Source organism: Syntrophomonas wolfei subsp. methylbutyratica (assembly GCF_001570625.1).
In the GTDB taxonomy this organism is placed as follows: domain Bacteria; phylum Bacillota; class Syntrophomonadia; order Syntrophomonadales; family Syntrophomonadaceae; genus Syntrophomonas; species Syntrophomonas methylbutyratica.
This window is the reverse complement of record NZ_BBQT01000028.1, coordinates 1-19395: the sequence shown is the minus strand read 5'-3', so window position 1 is coordinate 19395 and position 19395 is coordinate 1. Positions and strand designations below refer to the sequence as shown.

Sequence of the window (19395 nt, the reverse complement as noted above, 5' to 3'; positions counted from 1 at the left end):
CTCTCGCGACGTCCTGTCGCTCGCCCCCTTTCGCCTGCTCGCCTTCGCCGGGCGTTGCAACCATGCTTCGCCAACGCTCGCTTTGTATATTTATGCAACCCTTATGCAACAAAAGGGGTTTTCGCAGTGGAGTCAAGTAAATATTTGAGGGTAAAACATAATTTGAAAATTGCTGCCGCCGATAAGATTTTTATTTCACCTCGTTATGTGCTTTTTAGATTATACTGTATGGCAGAGTAATTCTTATTAAAATTTGAAGGCATTCAAACGGGTTGCTTGGAAAAGAGGCAAATGACTGTTAAACCATATTTTTTGCTGGTATTATTCCCCGGTGAACGCCGGCAAGGAGGGTAGTATGCGGCTTCCCGGAAAGCAAAACCTGCTCCATCTTGCTCTGTTACTGGTATTTTTACTTCTGTTCTGCTACTGCACTGCGGTATATGCCCCGGGTATTAGCAGGATTATCAGTAATCCCGAGCAATTTCGCGACTATATACTGGGATTTGGTTCACCGAATATTCTGGTCTTTATCCTATTCCAGGTGGTTCAGGTAATAATCGCTGCCATTCCCGGAGAGCTGCTGCAAATCGCCGGGGGTTTTGTTTATGGAACCTGGTGGGGTTCCATCTATTCGCTGGCCGGTATCTTTCTGGGCAGTATTGTGGTTTTCTTTATATCCCGTCTACTGGGTTATCCTCTCGTATGTTATATGGTCTCACCCCAAAAGCTTGAGCGTTTTTCCCGCATATTAAGGCAGCAAAAATCTGAGATTTCCATATTCATTTTGTTCTTAATACCAGGCTTGCCCAAGGACATATTGACTTATGTCGGGGGACTGACTCCATTAAACCCGATCAGGTTTTTATTAATTGCAATCATAGCAAGATTCCCGGGTATTCTGGGATCAGCCTACCTCGGTGCCAGTGTCGAGCAGCAAGCCTATGGCCAGGCACTGCTTTTCTCCCTGGCAGCTTTTCTGCTCTTTCTGGCCGGTTTCCTGCTAAAAGATAGGTTATTCAAACCCTATTAAACTCGGATATGGAAGCCGGAGATACGGTATTTTTACTTTCTCCCCTTATTTTCCGAAAAAAATCCCCTGCAACAGCAGAGGCTTTGCCAGTTTTTATCTGTTCTTGCAACAGTGGACACAGTGGTGGTCTATGCTACCTGGCGAAGTCCTTAATGAAAACATCGCGATTGGTTTTAAGGTCCAAAAAATTATCCCCTATTCTAACCAGGGGACGGGCAGGCTCCACCTCATTCTTAAGTATAACCGTCGCTTCTTCACCGGTACTAAGTATAACCTTTTCCCCGGTGGTGATATCCAAGACATAGGAAAGCAACCGCCGGGAAGCTAGAGGATCCAACTGCCCGCAACTACTCTTGATTATTATGTCGACCGCCTGCAACAAGGGCATACGAGGGCGATAAGCCCGGTCAGAAGTTAATGCATCAAAGACATCCGCCACCGCAATAATTCGGGCAAAATCATTGATCTTATCTCCCTGCACTCCTAAAGGATAGCCATTTCCATCCTGATGCTCATGATGCTGCAGGACTGCCTGAGCAATATCATAATCCTGCAACTTTATCCCGTTAACTATCCGGTAACCGTAGACCGGATGCTTCTGAATCTCTTTAAACTCGTTTTCATCCAGGGGGCCAGGTTTATTTATAATATCCGGCGATATCATGCTTTTCCCAATATCATGCAGCAATCCTGCTATACCCAAATTTCTAAGCTTATCAGTATCCAATCCCAGGGATTGACCGATCTTTATGGATAAGATCCCAACTGAAACCGAATGCTGCAAGGTATATTCATCTTTATTTCTCAAATTCTGCAGATATTTGAATACATTGTAAGTTCGCAACACATGGTCATATACTAAATCAATACACTCTTCTACCTCAACAGCTTTAATCATGTGACCTGATGAGACCCTGGCCATCATATGCCGCATGCTCTCGACTGATATTGAGAAAACTTTAGGCAACTGCTTATCAATAAGATAATCAATACCTTGATTTAGAGAATTCTCGTTAACCTCGTCTTCTTCTTGAATATAAACATATTCATAACCTCTTTGCCTCAGTTGCTGCAAATGTGATTCCTGTAGCACTATTCCTTTGGCCACAAGGAGATGCCCATCAAAAGCATATAAATCTTGCGCTAGTCTTCTGCCCAAGGGTAAACCGGAAATATCCGCCCTAATAAACATATTATCCCCCCTTTGCATAAAGCTGAGTTACTAGTAATTAACCAACAAAAATTGACCAAAAACCCCATGCCTTAAGGAAAAGAATGCTATAAAATCAGTTTAGCATAAAATCAAATCCCCAACATTTCTTATTTCAATTATGACTCTACTGCAAAAAGTTATTAATATTCATTGGCTTGTATAAATATACCGCTCGCAGTCTTCGCATGGGCAACACCTGCGGCTTGTCTCGCGGCTCAAGGGGTACACGCTAACCTCCCATCCATGGTCGTATAGCGCTCTCGCGACGTCCTGTCGCTCGCCCCCTTTCGCCTGCTCGCCTTCGCCGGGCGTTGCAACCATGCTTCGCCAACGCTCGCTTTGTATATTTATGCAATCCTTATGCAACAAAAGGGGTTTTCGCAGTAGAATCAATTATGTTTTTTAAAAGAATAACTACCCCTGTCATTTTTAAGGCAAATCATCTTTTTGGCTTCTATTTATTTTTTAAAGTGCATATTAGAAAGAAAACTACGCAAACTTATTATGGTTAAACAAAAAACCAGAAAGGAGTCTTAAGAATGAACCTTAATCACCAAGAACTGCAGAACCTTCGTCATTTAATTGGCTCTCACCAGGTAACGGAAAGAAAGTTAAACTTCTATGCTGATGAATGCCAGGACCCCCAGTGTAAACAAATGTTTTCCCAATCAGCCAAATCAGCCTCGCAGACCATCCAAAAACTAATGTCATTCTTAGGATAAGGAGTGAAATAATGAATAAGCATATGCGTGACAAAGAAATGGTAAATGATGTCCTTTCCATGACCAAAGGCGGTTTGGCCACCTATGCCCATTGTATTTCTGAAACCGCTAACCAGCAACTGCGCCAAACCTTGCAACAAATCAGAAATTCTGATGAACAGTTTCAGTATCAACTCTACCAGATGGCAGAACAGAAAGGCTTTTATGCTCCCGCTGCCCAGGTGGACACCCAGGATGTTCAGCAGGTCAAATCTCAGCTCAGATCTTAATCACTTGCTCCATAGCTGTAATCATAAAAGGAGCCTGAAGGCTCCTTTTATGATTATTATTATTCCAATTATTTTATTCTTATTATAAATTAGCCGGTTTTATCTTCCCCCATGATTTACCATAATTTTTCTATTCTCTTTGGAGAATCGAGCAGGACGAGTTTTATTCTTTTGTGTCCTCCGGTATTTTTCAAAGGCTTCATATACTTCGTGAATGTAGTCCATGGGTACCTCCACAAAAGTAGAGTTCCGATTAATCTCAATATCCCCTACCCGCTGGGGGCTTAAAGAAGTATGGGCCGCAATAAATTCCAATAACTGACGGGGATGCATTCCCTGCAAACGCCCTGCCGGTAATTCCAAATGGGCCATATTATCATCGCTCTCCGGTAAATCTGCCATCTCAAAATCCGGTTCTTCATCTATCAGGAGCTTTAGCGCTGCGGCCAGCATCTTCTTAGGATCTCCCTGCTGCATCAGTTTTTCGGCCAGACTCAGGCAAATATCTCCCGGTTCCGAACTTGCTTGCCTAACCCGTTCCAACAATAAGTCTTGCCTTTTTTCCACCGCTTCCGCCAATGTAGGTAGTATAGCGCGTTCAATTCTTTTGCCGGTATGTCTTTCAATCATGCGCAACAATCTTATCTGCGTGGGCTCTACCAGGGTAATAGCAATACCACTGCGCCCTGCCCGTCCTGTTCGGCCCACTCGGTGAATATAAGAATCCAGGTCTTCCGGTATATCAAAGTTAAAAACATGGGTCACCAATTCTATATCCAGTCCCCGAGCCGCCAGGTCGGTGGCAACCAGAATTTTTGTATTACCCTGGCGAAAGCCATGCATAACATGATCTCTTTCTCTTTGTGACATATCCCCATGCAAAGCATCGGCATTATAACCCCGGGAAGTAAGAACCCTGGCCAATTCATCAGCATTTCTTTTGGTGCGGCAGAATATCAAGCTTATCGGTGGTTGCTGAGCATCAATAATGCGACACAAGGTTTCTATCTTGCGCCGGGAATTCACCTGGTAATAATACTGCTCAATTTCCGGAACCGTGCGTTCAGGAGATTCAATAAGAATAATCTCCGGCTGTTTCATGAACTTCGTTCCCAATTCCCGCACTTCATCCGGCAGGGTAGCAGAAAACAAAAAAGTCTGCCGTTCCTGGGGACATTGGCTAAGAATTTTCTGAATATCCGGTATAAACCCCATATCCAACATTTCATCAGCTTCATCTAAAACCACATATTTCAAGGGAGACAAAGAAATCGTTCCCCGATTCATATGATCCATCAAACGTCCCGGAGTACCTGCAATGATTTCCGGATTTCTACGCAAGGAGCGCAATTGCAGCTCAATGGATTGCCCTCCGTAAATTGCCAGAACCTGGATGCGCATACGGCGACTCAATGAAGATATCTCCTCAGCTACTTGCACCGCCAATTCCCGGGTGGGGCAAAGTACCAGAGCCTGCAGCCCCTCTCCTTTGATAATCTGGTTCAATATCGGAATACCGAATGAAGCGGTCTTGCCAGTTCCTGTTTGTGCTTGTCCCATAAGATCCAATCCCGCCATGGCAACCGGAATGCTTTTAATCTGAATGGGGGTTGGTTTTTCAAAGCCTTTTTCATCAATCATCTGCAAAAGATCCGTTTTCAGCCCCATGCTGTAGAAGTTTTCAAAACTCAATAATCTTCCTCCTTAATTCCAAGCGGGTTCATATAACGAGGCGTAATATGTCCCCTGCCTCGTTGCAGCGGTGTATTGAAACTGCTCCGTAGTTTCTTCCGATGCTTAAAATATAACACACTTTCACTGTAAGTTCCAGGAAACTATATTACCGGCAAGAATATATCAGCCTTTTGCCGCCCATACTAAGCTTGATAATCATAGGAACCCGGTCGCTTAAAGTTTTCCTACCAGGAGCTAAGAAGGTCACTTGTTTTTTCCCCACTTTTAATCGGTGGTTGTTACCAAAATATAAAACATAAGGAGACCTAGTGAAATGAAAGTAGCATTACTCTCACCTATTGCCTGGAGAACTCCGCCCCGTCATTATGGACCCTGGGAACGAGTGGTATCTCTAATCGCTGAAGGCCTGGTTAAAAAGGGAATCGATGTTACTCTTTTTGCCACCGGCGACTCTAAAACCGCCGGTCATTTGGATTATGTTTGTCCTATCCCCTATGAAGAAAACCCCAATATGGATCCCAAAGTGTGGGAAGCCATGCACATAGCCCATCTGTTCGAACAAGCTCACAAGTTCGATATCATTCATAATAACTATGATTTTCTGCCCCTATCGTACAGCCGCCTGGTGGATACACCTGTGGTGACCACCATCCACGGTTTTTCCTCCCCCAAAATACTGCCCATCTACCGGGAGTATAACCGCGATAACTACTATGTTTCTATAAGCAACGCCGATCGAAGTCCTGATTTGGATTATTTTGCTACGGTTTACCATGGGATTGATTTAAACGAGCTTACTTTAAACCTTGATGGAGATTCATACCTTTTATATTTTGGCCGTATTCATCCTGACAAGGGTACCGCTCAGGCTATCGAAATTGCTCGAAAATCAGATATGCAATTGCTCATAGCCGGGATTATTCAGGACAAACAGTACTTTAACCGGGAGATATATCCCCGAATAGACAATAAAAACATTATCTATTTGGGGTCGGTGGGCCCAGCCAGACGCGATGAGCTATTAGGGAATGCCCTGGCCTTGTTGCATCCTATTCATTTTAACGAACCCTTTGGTTTGAGCGTAATTGAAGCCATGGCTTGCGGTACTCCCGTAATTGCCTTTAACAAAGGTTCCATGCCGGAAGTAATAAAAGACGGGGAAACCGGTTTTTTGGTGGATAACGTAGAAATGGCCTGCGAAAAACTGCGTAGCATTAATAAAATAAAACGAGCCAACTGTCGTTACTGGGTGGAAGAAAACTTTAGCCAGGAGAGAATGGTAAGCAACTATCTATCTCTTTACAAACAAATCGTTAAAGGATTATCTATTCGAACTCCCTCCTTGTCAAGCAGGTGGAAATAGCTTATTAATCCCATGTCCTCAACCTTCAACCTTAATGGTGACCTGGCACTCATGTAGATCTTATCCTGGGTTAAACAGGTGTAAAGGTTAAGGGCCAAGATAGAGAACTCCAGGCTAGCCCTGGCGCAAAAAGAAAACCGAATAAGATCCTGCTCCCACATGAGCACCTATAGCTGCTCCGATCTCGGATATCACGAATTCACGACATGCAAATCTTTCTTCTATGAGTTCCTTTAACTCCAAAGCACCCTGGTAGTCATTGGAGTGGCTTATTCCTATTAGCTGCTCCTTAAGATTGACACCTCGCTCTGCCATTATTTCCACCATTCTCTTTTTAGCTTTTTTCAAGCCATGAACTTTTTCCAGGGGAAGAATTCTTCCATCCACAAAATTGGCAATTAACTTTATATTTAGAAGATTTCCTAAAGTTGCCGAAGTGCTGCTGATCCTTCCTCCCCTTTTTAGCATATCAAAATTACCCACTATAAATATATGTTCAATTCGCCGTATATTATCTTCAATGGCTGCCAATACCTGTTCCAGGTTTTCTCCTGCGGCCACCGCGCGGGCGGCCCTTATGACCGTAAGAGCATAACCTACCGATGCACTCTTGGAATCAAAGACCATAATACGCTGGGAATCCAACATATCCCTGGCCACGCAGGCGGACTGATAGGTGCCGCTTAATCCGGAAGAAAAGGCAATATATATAATTTGATCATTGCTTACTTGCAATGCTTTCTCGAATTCTTCCTTGAATTCTTGTGGAGTAATTTGAGCGGTAGTGGGCAGTACTCCCGGCTCGGAAATTAATTTATAGAAATCAGGCGGGCTTATGGTTAACCTGTCCCGATATGTCTGCTCCTTTATAGTTACTGGCATATAAAACAGCTTTACCCCTAATTCCTCCAGATACTCTTTATCCAGGTCACAGGCATTGTCAGCATAAATTCTAATTCCTGGCATCAAACCTCCCCCTCCCCAGAATATACTAATCCCCCGCCTTGTTGCAACGCTGTGTTGCTCCGCAGTTTCTTCCGACGCTTAAACAACAAGGGCTGCAGTTTCTTTCGATGCTTAAATCAATAAGACTGGCGATGGCTGCAAGCTATTAACTCGCTCCTAGTTGTAGATTTTACCGTTTTTTATTCTTGGCATCAAGCATAAGCGAACTCCAAAAGCTGCCAGGATGCGGGAATAAATAAGGAATTCCGCCTTGGGGGAAGATAGTTCAGGACTGTTCACACTTTCTGGCTTGGAGTACAATAGGAAACACACAGCGTGATCAGGATTTTGAGTAAGGGGTGATTTGATTTGAAAAATAACCTCCTTATAATAGGGGGAGTCGCTGCTGGCATGAGTGCTGCCTCCAAAGCTCGCCGGATAGATTCAGAGCTAAAGATTACGGCTATAACGGATGACCAATATGTTTCTTACGCCGGTTGTGGCTTACCTTATTATATCGGTGGAAAAATCCCGGAGCAATCGCAATTGATTGCTCGCCGGCCGGAAGATTTTGCCCAACAAAATATTAGCGTAAAAACTCGGGTCAGAGCTCGGCTAATCCGCCCGGAGCAAAAGTATGTAGTAACTGAGAATCTGGAAACCGGTCAATTATCTGAAGAAAGTTATGATCGTTTGCTGGTCTGCACCGGGGCTCGTCCCCATATCCCCAGCCTGGAAGCTATTAATTTGGAAGGAATTTTCACGCTCCGCACTGTTCACGACAGCCTGGCTATCAAAGCTTACCTGAATCAGCATAAGCCAAAAAGAGCCCTGATAGCAGGCGGCGGTTACATCGGCCTGGAGATGGTGGAAAACCTATTGGAATATGGTTGTGAAGTCATTTTGCTGGAGCGCTCCTCTCACCTGCTGCCAAATATGGACGAAGATATGGCTCTTATATTAACTGCCTATCTGCAATCCCGCGGGGTCGAAGTTAGAACCTCGGAGAATTTAAGCGGTTTTGCCGGTGACTTCAGAGTACGGGAAGCCTTTACTGACAAAGGCAGCCTGCCCGTAGATTTCGTCCTTCTTTCCATGGGGGTTGTTCCTAATTCTGAACTGGCGGCAGCTGCAGGAGTAGAACTGGGAATAAGAAATGCTATCCGGGTGAACGACAGGATGGAAAGCAACTTGCCCGGAATTTATGCCGCAGGTGACTGTGCTACCACCAAACATCTGGTATCAGGCCAGGAAGTCTATATCCCCATGGGGACTACCGCTAACAAGCAGGGCAAGGTGGCCGGGGAAAACGCTGCCGGAGGTAATGCTCGCTTCGCTGGTGTACTGGGAACAGGAATCGTTCGAGCTATGGAAATGGAATTATCCAGAACTGGATTATGTGAGAACGAGTGCCGTCAACTGGGTATCGACTTTATAAGCCGGCGCGTCAAATCCCGAACCGCTGCTCATTATTGCCCTGTATCCGGAGAAATACATGTAAAAATACTGGTAGAAGAACCGAACGGTCGCATACTCGGAGCTCAAATCGTGGGCTTTGCCGGAGCCGCCAAACGTATTGATATGCTGGCCACAGCCATTACCATGCGGGCCACGGTAGAATCCCTCATAGATATGGATCTGGCCTACTCTCCACCTTTCAGCCCGGTCTGGGATCCGGTTCTGGTTGCCCTGAATCAATTCTGATCCCGCATCAAAAGGTTTTTGGCAGTAAAATCATTTTGCGATATTTTCTTAGAAAGCTGATTTATATGTCACAAGCAAAAAAAGCCTTTGCCAATCAACTCCTTCTTTTTGCCGTATCGGTCTTTATGATGGGTCTTTACAGCGGTCTTTATGACCCCTCGTTTAACAACTACCTGTCCCAGGTTCACCAGCTGGGGGAAGTAGCCCGGGGGGGCTTGGAATTTCCCCGGGAACTGCCGGGGTTCCTGGTGGTATTCGTTTTTACTGCTCTAGCTTTTTTTGCTGATAGCAGGATAGCCATGCTGGCCGCCTTGATCGTTGGAATATCACTATGGGGACAGGGTTTTTTGGCCCCGAACATGAGAATGGTGGTATTGTGGATGCTGCTCTGGAGTACTGGCGCCCACCTTTTCATGGTGTTAAAATCCTCCATCTCCTTGCGCCTGGCGGTGCAGGGGCAGGAAGGCCGCCTGCTGGGACAGCTGGGAGCCCTGGAAGCAGCGGGGGCATTATGCGGTATGCTGGTAGTCTACCTGGGTGTTTCCCAATTTCATTTTTCCTTCGGGGTTATCTTTGGAATTGCCGGTACCTTTGCCCTCTTAGCCGCTCTTTGCCTCTACTTGCTTGACCCTAAACCCATAAAGAGACCTCCCCATTACCTGCTTTTTAAAAAGAAATATAGCTTGTACTATCTGCTGAGCATACTCTTTGGTGCCCGCAAGCAGGTCTTCCTTACTTTTGCCCCCTGGGTATTAATAAAAGTTTTTAATACCCAGGTGCAGACCTTTGCTTTGTTGGGACTGATAGGAACCGTTGTCAGCCTGGGTTTTCGCCCCCTCTTGGGGAGAGCCATAGACGCCTGGGGCGAGCGCCTGGTGATATTCCTTGAATCCGCCATCCTGGTGGTAATATGCATTTTATATGGTTTTTCCCTCTATTGGTTCTCCGCGCGGATAGCTCTGGTTATTATAATGATATGTTATATTGTCGACCAGCTTCTTTTCGCCGTGACTATGGCCCGTAGCACTTATTTGAACCGGATTGCCGATTCCCGGGATGATGTTGCCCCTACCCTATCCATGGGAACCACCCTGGATCATGGCGTTTCTATGACAATTCCTTTTGTTGGAGGAATAATCTGGGCCCTTTTTGGTTTTCACTGGGTTTTCGTAGCCGCAGCTGTAATCGCCTTGCTCAACATGGCGGCTTCATTGTTTATCCCCGGAATTGAAGAAGAACGCTTAAATAATCGAGGAGTATAACGAGGTGAAATATGTCCCCCGCGTCCACAATAGTGAGCGAAGCGAACATCAGTGGTGCCCACAGGGTGCTTCTTTTAGGTCAGGTTCCTATTAACTAGTCTTCCGATTGGTTTTTTGCAGTTATTGGTAGTATAATTAATAAAAAGCGTGGGGGTTAAGGTGTGAAGCAGAGTCAATGTTTAACATAACAAAAGGAGGTTTATACGCTTGGCTTGTTCTCATAACTCCGAGCAGATGCCAGAATCCAAAAGTAGAATATCCCTTCCTTTTAAAGACCCGGTTAGTGGCTTTACCCATTTGTTGGGAGCTCTATTATCTATCTGGGGACTGGTGGTACTGATTCGCCACGCAGCTAATTATGGCGGAGCTCGTTACCTGCTGGCAGCGGCTATTTTTGGAGCCAGCCTGATTCTTCTCTACAGTGCCAGTGCTATATATCACCTGGTGCTGGCCCCGGAGAAAACTACTATGATACTCCGGCGAATTGACCATATGATGATCTATGTTCTTATTGCCGGAACCTATACCCCTATATGTTTGATTGCCCTGCAGGGCAAATGGGGAACCGGTTTGCTGATTGCGATATGGATTCTGGCCTTTATTGGTATCCTGCTCAAGCTGCTGTGGTTTAACGCCCCCCGCTGGCTGTCGACCCTTTTTTATCTTCTCATGGGCTGGCTGGTCATTATTGCCATCTTCCCTCTTGCCCGGGTTATTCCGGCCATCGGTATCAGCTGGTTGGTTATAGGAGGGGTTCTGTATACGCTGGGAGCTATTATCTATGCCACCAAATGGCCCCATATAAGTTCACGTATTTTTGGCTTCCATGAAATTTTTCACCTTTTTGTCATGGGCGGCAGCTTATCCCATTTCTGGCTGGTATTCCGGTATGTTATGGTATTGTAAACGGATTCCTTAAAAGCCCGTGCTTATCAAGGCAAAAGCTGTGAGGAATCACATAAGCTTTTTGGGGGTGAGAGAGGTACCAGCTAGATATCACTGGAAAAAATTGCTTGAACGACCGGTGCAAAAACTATCTGGGCAACTTTTTGACCTGGCAATACCCGAATCGGTTTGTCAGTCACATTTAGCAGCAGTATCTTAACTTCGCCGTTATGGTCACTATCAATCGTACCTGGTGCATTGGCCACTACGATTCCCTTCCCAGCCATACCCGCTCGACTCCTTATCTGGGCTTCATAACCTGGGGGAATCATCATGGCCAAGCCGGTTGGTAGAATCCTTATCTCGCTAGGATATAGTATGATTTCTTCTTGTATGGCAACGGCCAAATCACAACCGGCGGCTCCTCTGGTCTCATATTCCGGTATTTTTGCCCAGTCCACCAATTTTTTAAATTTCACATTGATTGCAGTCACAAAACCAGCCTCCTTTTTTAAAAATTATAATGTACATTTGATTCCGCTGCAAAAAGTAATAATTATGCATTTGCTTGCATAAATATTCCGCTCGCAGTCTACGCATGAGCAACACCAACGGCTCGTCTCGCGGCTCAAGGGGTGCCGCGCCAATCTCCCGTCCATAGGAGGTGGCGCTCTCGCGACATCCTGTCGCTCGCCCCCTTTCGCCTGCTCGTCTTCGCCGGGTGTTGCATCCATGCTTCGCCAACGCTCGCTTTGCATATTTATGCAACCCTTATGCAACAAAAAGGGGTTTTTGCAGTAGAACCACATTTTAATTTACAGCAATTATATGTAAAGAAGAGGTGCTTCTCTTCTTTTGTATTTATGCAATAATTTTCCGGTAAGTGCAAATACTAAATCCAGTTTTGTATTAAAAGAGGTTTTGCACTTGCTGCTTCAATTATTTCGTTTTGCTGTTACCGGTTTGCTCAATACCCTGGTGGATTTTGGAGTATTCAACCTGCTTATCTGGCTGTGGGGAGCCACCGATACTTTAACCATAAGTTTCATAAACTTATTATCAGTTTCTTTAGCAATAATCAACAGTTTTTTCCTGAATCGCCATTGGACCTTCGCCTCTTCCGGAGGGAAGGGCCGGCTTCAGTTCCAGCGCTTTTTGCTGGCTTCCCTGGCCGGAGCCGCCATAAATACTACTACCGTCTTTTTACTATCCTCGCTTCTCAGTCAGATTCATACAACTTCTTACCTTTACCTTAATGCCGCCAAGGTACTGGGAACCATCTTTTCCGCCGGGTGGAATTTTTGGGCTTACCGCAACTGGGTCTTTAGCCGGGATAAGAGCGCCCAGGTCAGCTTCAGCGAGGATTATGTGCCCGGATTGACCAGCGTGGTCATCCCCGCCTTCAATGAAAGCAAGCGGCTCCCGGCGCGCCTGCAAGAACTGGCCGCTTTGCTGCCTGGGCTTTTTCCCGTGGAAATTATCGTAGTTGATGATGGGAGCAATGACCATACCGGACAAATCGCCCGTTCTTTAGCAGAGAAGAATCCCTGTATCCGCTGCCTGGGTTATGATTGCAACCAGGGCAAGGGCAAGGCAGTGCAAACCGGAATGCTGGCAGCCCGCGGGGAATACCTGCTATATACCGATGCAGACCATACTTTTACTCCCCAACACATAGAACAAATCTTGCAAAGGCTCCGCTCAGGTTCGCAAGTAGTTATAGCCCGGCGTAATTTTTCGGCAGGCACCCGGCTGGAGGGTGAGTCACCGCTGCGGGGCTTAATGGGCCGGGGCTTCAACCGCCTGGTTCAATTCCTTTTGCTTCCGGGTATCGCTGATTCTCAATGTGGTTTGAAAGGCTTTCAGCGGGAAGCTGCCCGAAAGTTGTTTACCCGGCAGCACCTGAAGGGTTTCGCTTTTGATGTTGAACTCCTGGCTCTGGCCAGAGTCCTGAACCTGGAAATATGCGAGCAAGTGGTCGAAGCGATAGACTGCCCGGGCAGTAGTGTAAACCGTATTCTGACTCCCCTGCAAATGGCCCGGGATGTATTACGCTTGAAGATAGCATTAATGACCAATCGCTACGATTTGCCGACTTTCCAATGGCCCTGGAAGCCGGTCTTGCTGGCCATGGCCCTATTCCTGCTGGCCTTGGCGATTCGTCTTCCCTGGTTATGGGAGTTTCCCCGGTTTATTGATGAGTTAAAGGAAGTTCAACTGGCTTATCTTATTTATTATGGGCAGTCCTGGCCTCTTCATAACGCCGCTCATGATATCGGGGCTATGCACAACTACATTCTGGCTGCTATTTTTAAAATTGCGGGGCCCAATATCTACTGGCCACGGCTCTATGTTGCTATTACTTCCTCCCTCTCCGTCTATTTGGTATACCGGCTGGGGAAGCATTTATTTGGTGAGAGCAGCGGGTTGATCGCCGCTCTTTTTTTGCTGACCAACGGAATGCATATATTGCTTAGCCACATGGCCTGGGCCAACTGCACCACCCCCTTCTTCTTTACCCTGGCTCTGCTGGTGACGCTAAAGTCTGAACAAAAGAAAAGCGGTAGACTTTTGGTTCTGGCCGCCTTTTTATGGGCAGCAACCTTGCAGACCCACTCCTCGGTAATTATTTACCTGTTGGTAGTAGTCGCCTATTTGGCTGTCACTTTTCGGAATTCTGCCATACCATTCCGCTACTACCTGGCTGCTGCTTTCTCTTTCCTCTTTGGCTACTTCAATATGATTTACTATAATTTGCTGTCTTATGGAGGTAGTTTCAAATGGATAAACAACAAATCCTATGCTCTGGAGCAGAATTTGAGTATTAATTCCTACTTGCATAATATGGCCCAGCTATTAGTTGAATTGATTCGCTCAGTCACTTCCATTTACCGGAACTATGGAGAGCTTTGGCATTATAGTCTTCATCCCCTCTTTATTTTATCTCTGTTTTTGATCGGCACCGGGGCTTATTTTTCAATTAAAGAAAAAAAAGGCCTCCCCTTGTGGCTGCTCCTGGGGGGAGTACTCATAATGCCTTTATTTAACAAACGCTATGTATTCTACCTGGCTACCCGCTATATAATGCCCCTGCTTATTTGTGCCCTCATTCTTCTTGCTTATGGCCTGGTTCAGATTATCCGCAGAATACAGAGTAGGACCAGCCAGAAAAAAGCAGTAAATATCATCACAGCTACACTGATACTGCTTCTGGCCACTGCCCAGGTATTCCCCTATTACTCCTATTGCAGTGCAAGGCTCAATACCAATGAATCAAACCGCCTGGCTCTGGAAGTAGTCAAGCTGACCCGCCAAATGTCACAGGGCCATGAAAGTATAGTTTTAATAGATGATAAACTGCCCCTGGAAAACCAGCCCCTGCCCTATTTACTAACTTTTCTGGAACACCCTTACCAGATGTTGGACAGTAAGAAAAGCTGGGATAACGATATTAATAGATACTCCGGTATATCCACCCTCTATCCCGGGCACGGGCAGCAGCTAATAATGGTGATGAATGAGGAAAATTTTCGTAATTGGAAATTTTTACTACATGAACGTATCAACCGGGTGGAGCGTTTGAGTTGCCAGATAAGCTTCCCGTCCCCAGCTTCACGACCCCGCAGCATATTCGTGGTAGAAATCAATGATAAATATAGCCAGCCGGTTTTTCAAGGCAAAGCATCATTACCTGGCGAGGAAATCCGGTGATAAATATATAACCCTTGTTTAATAACTTAACAACTTAAGTGCCTGGCAGCGTTTATGGTTTCCATCCACCATCAAGCGAAAGTATATGGCCATTGATAAACGAAGCCTCCCGTCCCAGTAAAAAAACACAAGCGGCAGCGACATCTTCGGGACAACCCAAGCGACCGACTGGTATCTCCCGGGTCAGATCAGCCATTTCGTCTTCATCAAGTTCCTCGCGCAGCATATCTGTAAAAATCGGCCCGGGAGCAATAGCATTTACAGTAATTCCCGAAGGTCCGACTTCCTGAGCCAGCGAACGGGTAAGAGCAATTAATCCTCCCTTGGCGGAAGAATATATGGACTCATAAGAAGCACCGGTTATTCCCAGTACAGAAGCGATATTAACTATTCTGCCAAAACGTTCTCTAATCATATAGGGAAGTGCCCGGCGGCAACATAGAAAAGCTCCTTTTAAATTGGCATTCATAACTCGATCCCACTGTTCCTCACTGCATTCAATAAGCAATCCCCTTTGGGAAACGCCGGCATTATATACCAGGGCATTCACATTTCCCATCTCGGCTTCAATACGGGTAAACATCCTTTCCACTTCGTTTTCCCGGCTCAAATCTGCTCTTATCGCCAAAACCCCAGCGCCTTTTTCTCTCAAATCACGCGCCAGGCGCAAGGCCTCCAATTCCGAAGACCGGTAGTTAATAATTACACTCGCTCCCCTGGCAGCAACCGCCCGCGCAATAGCGGCACCAATTCCCCGGCTGCCGCCGGCTATCAGGCAAGTATAAGCTTCTAGTTCGTTGCTTTGGGGAAACAAATTCTAACCTCCTTAAGATAAAAAAGGGGTTCGGAGTAATCAAGCTTATTTAAGTATATTTGATAGCCAAATAAAACGGTATATACTTTCTTGGTTTTATCTGTATTTTACTATCTATTTTGCAATCATAGTGATAATAATAAGCTTTACATATTCTTTAACCTTTTTCCCAACGCATGGACGAATATTGCAAATTTTTTAAAAATTCAGGATAATAGTATTGACAAATTACGCTCGTTCTTCATACAATGAAAGCAATACGAATATCTTATATAGAGAGACAAAGTGCCTGATTTTGCAACCAAGGTTTTTCAAGCATTAACCCTTATTAGGTGGTTAAGGACAAAATCTAAGGAGGAGTTTTCTTCTATGTATATATTACCTGCAATAGAAGGCAGGCTGATTCCTAAGTAATCAAGGAGTTGCAGAAACTGCCCTTTTTATTTTCTATCATATCTATATGAAATAATAACCCATTCCATTTTCTTTCTCAAAAGCAATTTAACTTTATATCAATCACCAGACTATAAGCAGTGTTAAATAATCTCAACCCAATCATCATTTTTCTTTTTGGAACGGCTTCAAGGCGAAGGCTTACCTTCAACACCCTTAGAGCAAATTCTTCCCAAGGAGGTGATTTCTAGAATACCTTTCCTTTTGAGGAATATAAAACAATGATGAACATTATAAAAAAAGGAGGAGTTTTTAATGTCAGGAAATGGTGGTTGGGCAAATCCGGCACCGGCAGGGTTGGTAGCTCTGGCGATAGCATGTTTTGTATTTTATGCGGTGCTCTCAGGAACAGTCGATCACAGTTGTATTCCCCTGATGGGAATCTGGTTGCTGGGTGGCTTTGTTGTTCAGTTTACGGTTGCCGTAATCGAGTTAAGAGAGGGAGCAACTACCGGTGGTAACGTGTTCCTGTTTTTCTCGGCCTTTTTCATGTTCGTAGGGGGCTTCGAGTTTATGCTAAAGTATTTTGCAGCTGTGAACGGTTGGGCCATGGACGCCCATATTGATGGCTGGGCCTGGTTGGTTCTTTGGTTATCCCTTATTTTATGGACCCCGGCCTATCTTAAGCAATCTCCTCTGGTAATGAGCCTGATAGTGTTGCTCCTGGATGTAGCTGTATTCTTTGTTGCTTTTATGGACATTGGCTGGTTGGGCCACTCCTATGCTCCTGTAGCAGCAATCTTCCTCCTGGCAAGTGGAGTGTTAGCCATCTATCTGGCTGCAGCTATAATACTCAATACCGCTTTCGGTAGAGCAGTGCTGCCATTGCCTGGACCCATTTTAAAATAATTTATTAAGCATGGAATACTTTAAATAAATGGTATAATAGCAAATAATTCCTCGAAATCACCTGCAATTTGCTGGTGGTTTCTTTTTGTTTCTTTTTGTTAATTAGTTCCTGCGAGCTAGCTTGTAGACGGCTTTTACTACCGCTTCTATTTCCTCTTTGGTATTAAAAAAGCCGGGGCTAAAACGACATGCACCGTTGTGAATGGTTCCTATGCTAGCATGAGCCAGGGGGGCACAGTGCAGACCGGAGCGAGTCACAACCCCATATTCGTAATCAAGAGCCATACTCAACTCTCCACAATCCATTCCTACTACATTAAAGGCTAAAACAGCTGTCCGCTGGTTAATGTCATCAGGTCCGTACAACGATATTCCCGGTATCTCTTTAAGGCCATCAATTAGCAGCTGAGTAAGTTCCTGCTCATGCTTACGGATATCGTCCATTCCAATTTCCCTAATAAAATTAACCCCTGCCAGGAGACCCGCTATGCCTGGAGTGTTCAGAGTACCGCTTTCCAAGTGATCCGGCATAAAATCCGGATGTTCCAGGTATTCGGAAAATGAGCCGGTTCCGCCTTCTTTGAGTGGTTTGATATCAATGCCAGGCCTTAGATATATTCCTCCTGTCCCTTGTGGCCCCAATAGCCCTTTGTGGCCGGTAAATGCCAGGATGTCAATTTTAAATTCCTCAACATCAATCTTTAATACCCCCGCCGTCTGTGCCGTATCCAACATAAACAATATCCCGTTTTCCCGAGCTATTTGCCCAATAGTCTTGACCGGCATCATGGTGCCCGTAAGATTAGATGCATGCAAAACACAAATCATCCGTGTTTGGGGCTTGATCGCCCGGCGCAGTTCTTCCGGATCCAGGCTGCCATCGGGTTCGCACTTTACCGCTGTCCATTCCACTCCCTCCTTAGACATTTGAAAGAGAGGACGAGCCACCGCGTTATGCTCCATACTGGTGGTAATTATATGGTCACCGGGCTTCAATATACCCTTAAACCCGATATTAAGCGCTTCAGTAACATTGGAGCAAAAAGCAATTTGAGCACTATCCTGTATATTAAATAAAGCCCCCAGAGCCTCCCGAGCATCAAGCAAAAGCGAGCCGGCCTTGAGCGCTTCTCGGCTGCTGCCGCGTCCCGGGTTGCCTCCCAGGTTACGCTGACAAAAGTCTACCGCTCTATAAACACCCTCCGGTTTGGGGAAAGAGGTAGCCGCATTGTCCAAATATATGGATTTCATTAAAAACACTCCTCGTTTATTTCAGCCAGGACGAGCAGATAATAGCTAATTTTAATCGCTATAACTATAGCACATGCTGAGGAATGTTTGAAATGAATATTTGTTATAGTTAAAAGACTGAGTAACGATTCCCCTTAGTATTCTCTTCCGCTTCGTTTAAAGCCTTTTCCGAAAACCTCAATAGTTTCATTAATGATTAGAAAGGCCTGGGAATCGATCTGAAATACGATTTCCTTCAAGCGAGGGAGTTGCGTTTTACCTACTGTAGTCATAATTATTTTTTCCTCTTTACTGGAATAGGCACCGGTCCCGCTTAAATAAGTACAACCCCGCTGCAGATTATGCAGTATGCCATAGACGATTTCTTCATGCTGCTTAGAAATGATCATAGCTGTCCGGCTAACATTAAGCCCGGACTCTACCAGATCCACCATTCTAGAGGAAACAAAGATACCAATCACCGAGAAAAGAGCCAGTTCCAAACTGGATAATAGAAGAAAAAGCGAAATCACCAGCAGGTTGGCGGCAAAAAATGTCTGTCCTATATTATAACCCCAGTAGCGTTTGATGATTACAGCAATAATATCAAGGCCACCGGAAGAGCCTTTACTATGAAATATAATTCCCGTGCCTATTCCGCCCATAGCTCCGCCAAAAATTGCGGCCAAAATAGTTTCTTCTATACCCAGGTTGAAAGGTTTAAGCCAGGCCAAAAAAGCAGTTAGAGCAAAGGTTCCAATTAGGCTGTAAATGGCAAAACGATGACTAACCAGGCGATACCCGGCAATAAATATGGGAATATTAAGAAGCATATACCATAGCCAAAGTTCAAGCGAGGTAAGATAGTTCAGGATAATGGCTATCCCTGTAACTCCCCCGGTCAAGAGCTGAGCCGGAATCAGTATTCCCTGTATGGCAGCAGCCAGGATGAAACAACCCAGCAAAATACCGCCAATATCCTTCAATGTTACCGGTTCCTCAGTTTGCCTCTCAGTTTTTGAACTGAATTTATTTGCAATCATTGAATTACCTCCCTGTTCTTAACTCAACTTTCGTAGCAGAAATTGCTGAACAACCTCTGGATATATAGGGGTTGTTCAGCAATCCAGAACATCACTTGACATGAAACAATTTTAGCTAGTTCTTTGGGAACATAATCAAGCAACATCATGCAGTAATACATTAACTGCCTTAAGGCTGTTGCATAGTCTAAATCTTGTATCTCTTCG

17 protein-coding genes are annotated in these 19395 nt (G+C 45.2%); 9 read left to right on the top strand and 8 right to left on the bottom strand.

What is annotated here, in order from left to right:
* Positions 1-355: 355 nt before the first annotated feature.
* A complete protein-coding gene (locus AWB54_RS14310; RefSeq protein ID WP_061215278.1) occupies positions 356-1030 on the top strand; it encodes a TVP38/TMEM64 family protein in 675 nt (224 codons plus the stop codon).
* Between the two features lie 133 nt (positions 1031-1163).
* Here the strand turns inward: AWB54_RS14310 and AWB54_RS14305 are convergent, their stop codons facing one another.
* Positions 1164-2222: an HD-GYP domain-containing protein gene (locus AWB54_RS14305; protein WP_061215277.1), complete on the bottom strand. Its 1059-nt coding sequence runs from the start codon at positions 2220-2222 to the stop codon at positions 1164-1166.
* Positions 2223-2782: 560 nt separating this feature from the next.
* Between AWB54_RS14305 and AWB54_RS14300 the strand changes: the two genes are divergently transcribed.
* Both AWB54_RS14300 and AWB54_RS14295 read left to right on the top strand, forming a co-directional pair.
* Positions 2783-2965: a hypothetical protein gene (locus tag AWB54_RS14300; RefSeq protein WP_061215276.1), complete on the top strand. Its 183-nt coding sequence runs from the start codon at positions 2783-2785 to the stop codon at positions 2963-2965.
* A gap of 23 nt (positions 2966-2988) precedes the next feature.
* Positions 2989-3234 (top strand): spore coat protein, encoded by a 246-nt coding sequence (locus AWB54_RS14295; RefSeq protein WP_061215280.1) that lies wholly within the window; start codon positions 2989-2991, stop codon positions 3232-3234.
* A gap of 99 nt (positions 3235-3333) precedes the next feature.
* On the opposite strand, the gene AWB54_RS14290 is transcribed toward AWB54_RS14295, so the two are convergent.
* Positions 3334-4926 (bottom strand): DEAD/DEAH box helicase, encoded by a 1593-nt coding sequence (locus AWB54_RS14290; RefSeq protein WP_061215275.1) that lies wholly within the window; start codon positions 4924-4926, stop codon positions 3334-3336.
* Positions 4927-5242: 316 nt separating this feature from the next.
* On the opposite strand from AWB54_RS14290, the gene AWB54_RS14285 reads away from it, so the two are divergent.
* Complete coding sequence (locus tag AWB54_RS14285; RefSeq protein ID WP_061215274.1) at positions 5243-6292, top strand: glycosyltransferase family 4 protein; 1050 nt, start codon at positions 5243-5245, stop codon at positions 6290-6292.
* A gap of 114 nt (positions 6293-6406) precedes the next feature.
* On the opposite strand, the gene AWB54_RS14280 is transcribed toward AWB54_RS14285, so the two are convergent.
* Complete coding sequence (locus tag AWB54_RS14280; protein WP_061215273.1) at positions 6407-7258, bottom strand: DegV family protein; 852 nt, start codon at positions 7256-7258, stop codon at positions 6407-6409.
* A gap of 348 nt (positions 7259-7606) precedes the next feature.
* On the opposite strand from AWB54_RS14280, the gene AWB54_RS14275 reads away from it, so the two are divergent.
* The 3 genes from AWB54_RS14275 to trhA all read left to right on the top strand — a co-directional run bounded on the left by AWB54_RS14275 (position 7607) and on the right by trhA (position 11109).
* On the top strand, positions 7607-8941 hold the full coding sequence (locus AWB54_RS14275) for an FAD-dependent oxidoreductase (protein WP_061215272.1): 1335 nt from the start codon (positions 7607-7609) through the stop codon (positions 8939-8941).
* A gap of 65 nt (positions 8942-9006) precedes the next feature.
* Positions 9007-10203: an MFS transporter gene (locus AWB54_RS14270; RefSeq protein WP_061215271.1), complete on the top strand. Its 1197-nt coding sequence runs from the start codon at positions 9007-9009 to the stop codon at positions 10201-10203.
* A gap of 234 nt (positions 10204-10437) precedes the next feature.
* The gene (gene trhA, locus AWB54_RS14265) at positions 10438-11109 is read left to right on the top strand and encodes a PAQR family membrane homeostasis protein TrhA (protein WP_061215279.1); all 672 of its coding nucleotides are present in this window, start codon (positions 10438-10440) and stop codon (positions 11107-11109) included.
* 83 nt (positions 11110-11192) lie between these two features.
* Here the strand turns inward: trhA and dut are convergent, their stop codons facing one another.
* Complete coding sequence (gene dut / locus AWB54_RS14260; RefSeq protein WP_061215270.1) at positions 11193-11582, bottom strand: dUTP diphosphatase; 390 nt, start codon at positions 11580-11582, stop codon at positions 11193-11195.
* A gap of 433 nt (positions 11583-12015) precedes the next feature.
* On the opposite strand from dut, the gene AWB54_RS14255 reads away from it, so the two are divergent.
* Positions 12016-14799, top strand: a complete 2784-nt coding sequence (locus AWB54_RS14255; protein ID WP_160328967.1) for a glycosyltransferase — start codon at positions 12016-12018, stop codon at positions 14797-14799.
* Positions 14800-14851: 52 nt separating this feature from the next.
* Here the strand turns inward: AWB54_RS14255 and ymfI are convergent, their stop codons facing one another.
* Entirely contained in the window at positions 14852-15613 is a 762-nt protein-coding gene (gene ymfI / locus AWB54_RS14250; RefSeq protein ID WP_061215268.1) for an elongation factor P 5-aminopentanone reductase, read from the bottom strand.
* Positions 15614-16321: 708 nt separating this feature from the next.
* On the opposite strand from ymfI, the gene AWB54_RS14245 reads away from it, so the two are divergent.
* Complete coding sequence (locus tag AWB54_RS14245) at positions 16322-16915, top strand: acetate uptake transporter family protein (RefSeq protein ID WP_061215267.1); 594 nt, start codon at positions 16322-16324, stop codon at positions 16913-16915.
* A 102-nt stretch (positions 16916-17017) separates the two neighbouring features.
* Here the strand turns inward: AWB54_RS14245 and AWB54_RS14240 are convergent, their stop codons facing one another.
* From AWB54_RS14240 to AWB54_RS16170, 3 genes are all read right to left on the bottom strand, one after another.
* A complete protein-coding gene (locus AWB54_RS14240) occupies positions 17018-18166 on the bottom strand; it encodes an aminotransferase class V-fold PLP-dependent enzyme (RefSeq protein WP_061215266.1) in 1149 nt (382 codons plus the stop codon).
* A gap of 134 nt (positions 18167-18300) precedes the next feature.
* Entirely contained in the window at positions 18301-19188 is an 888-nt protein-coding gene (locus AWB54_RS14235) for a YitT family protein (protein WP_061215265.1), read from the bottom strand.
* Between the two features lie 23 nt (positions 19189-19211).
* On the bottom strand, positions 19212-19395 hold a 184-nt coding region (locus tag AWB54_RS16170; protein WP_394326499.1), incomplete at its 5' end, for a hypothetical protein.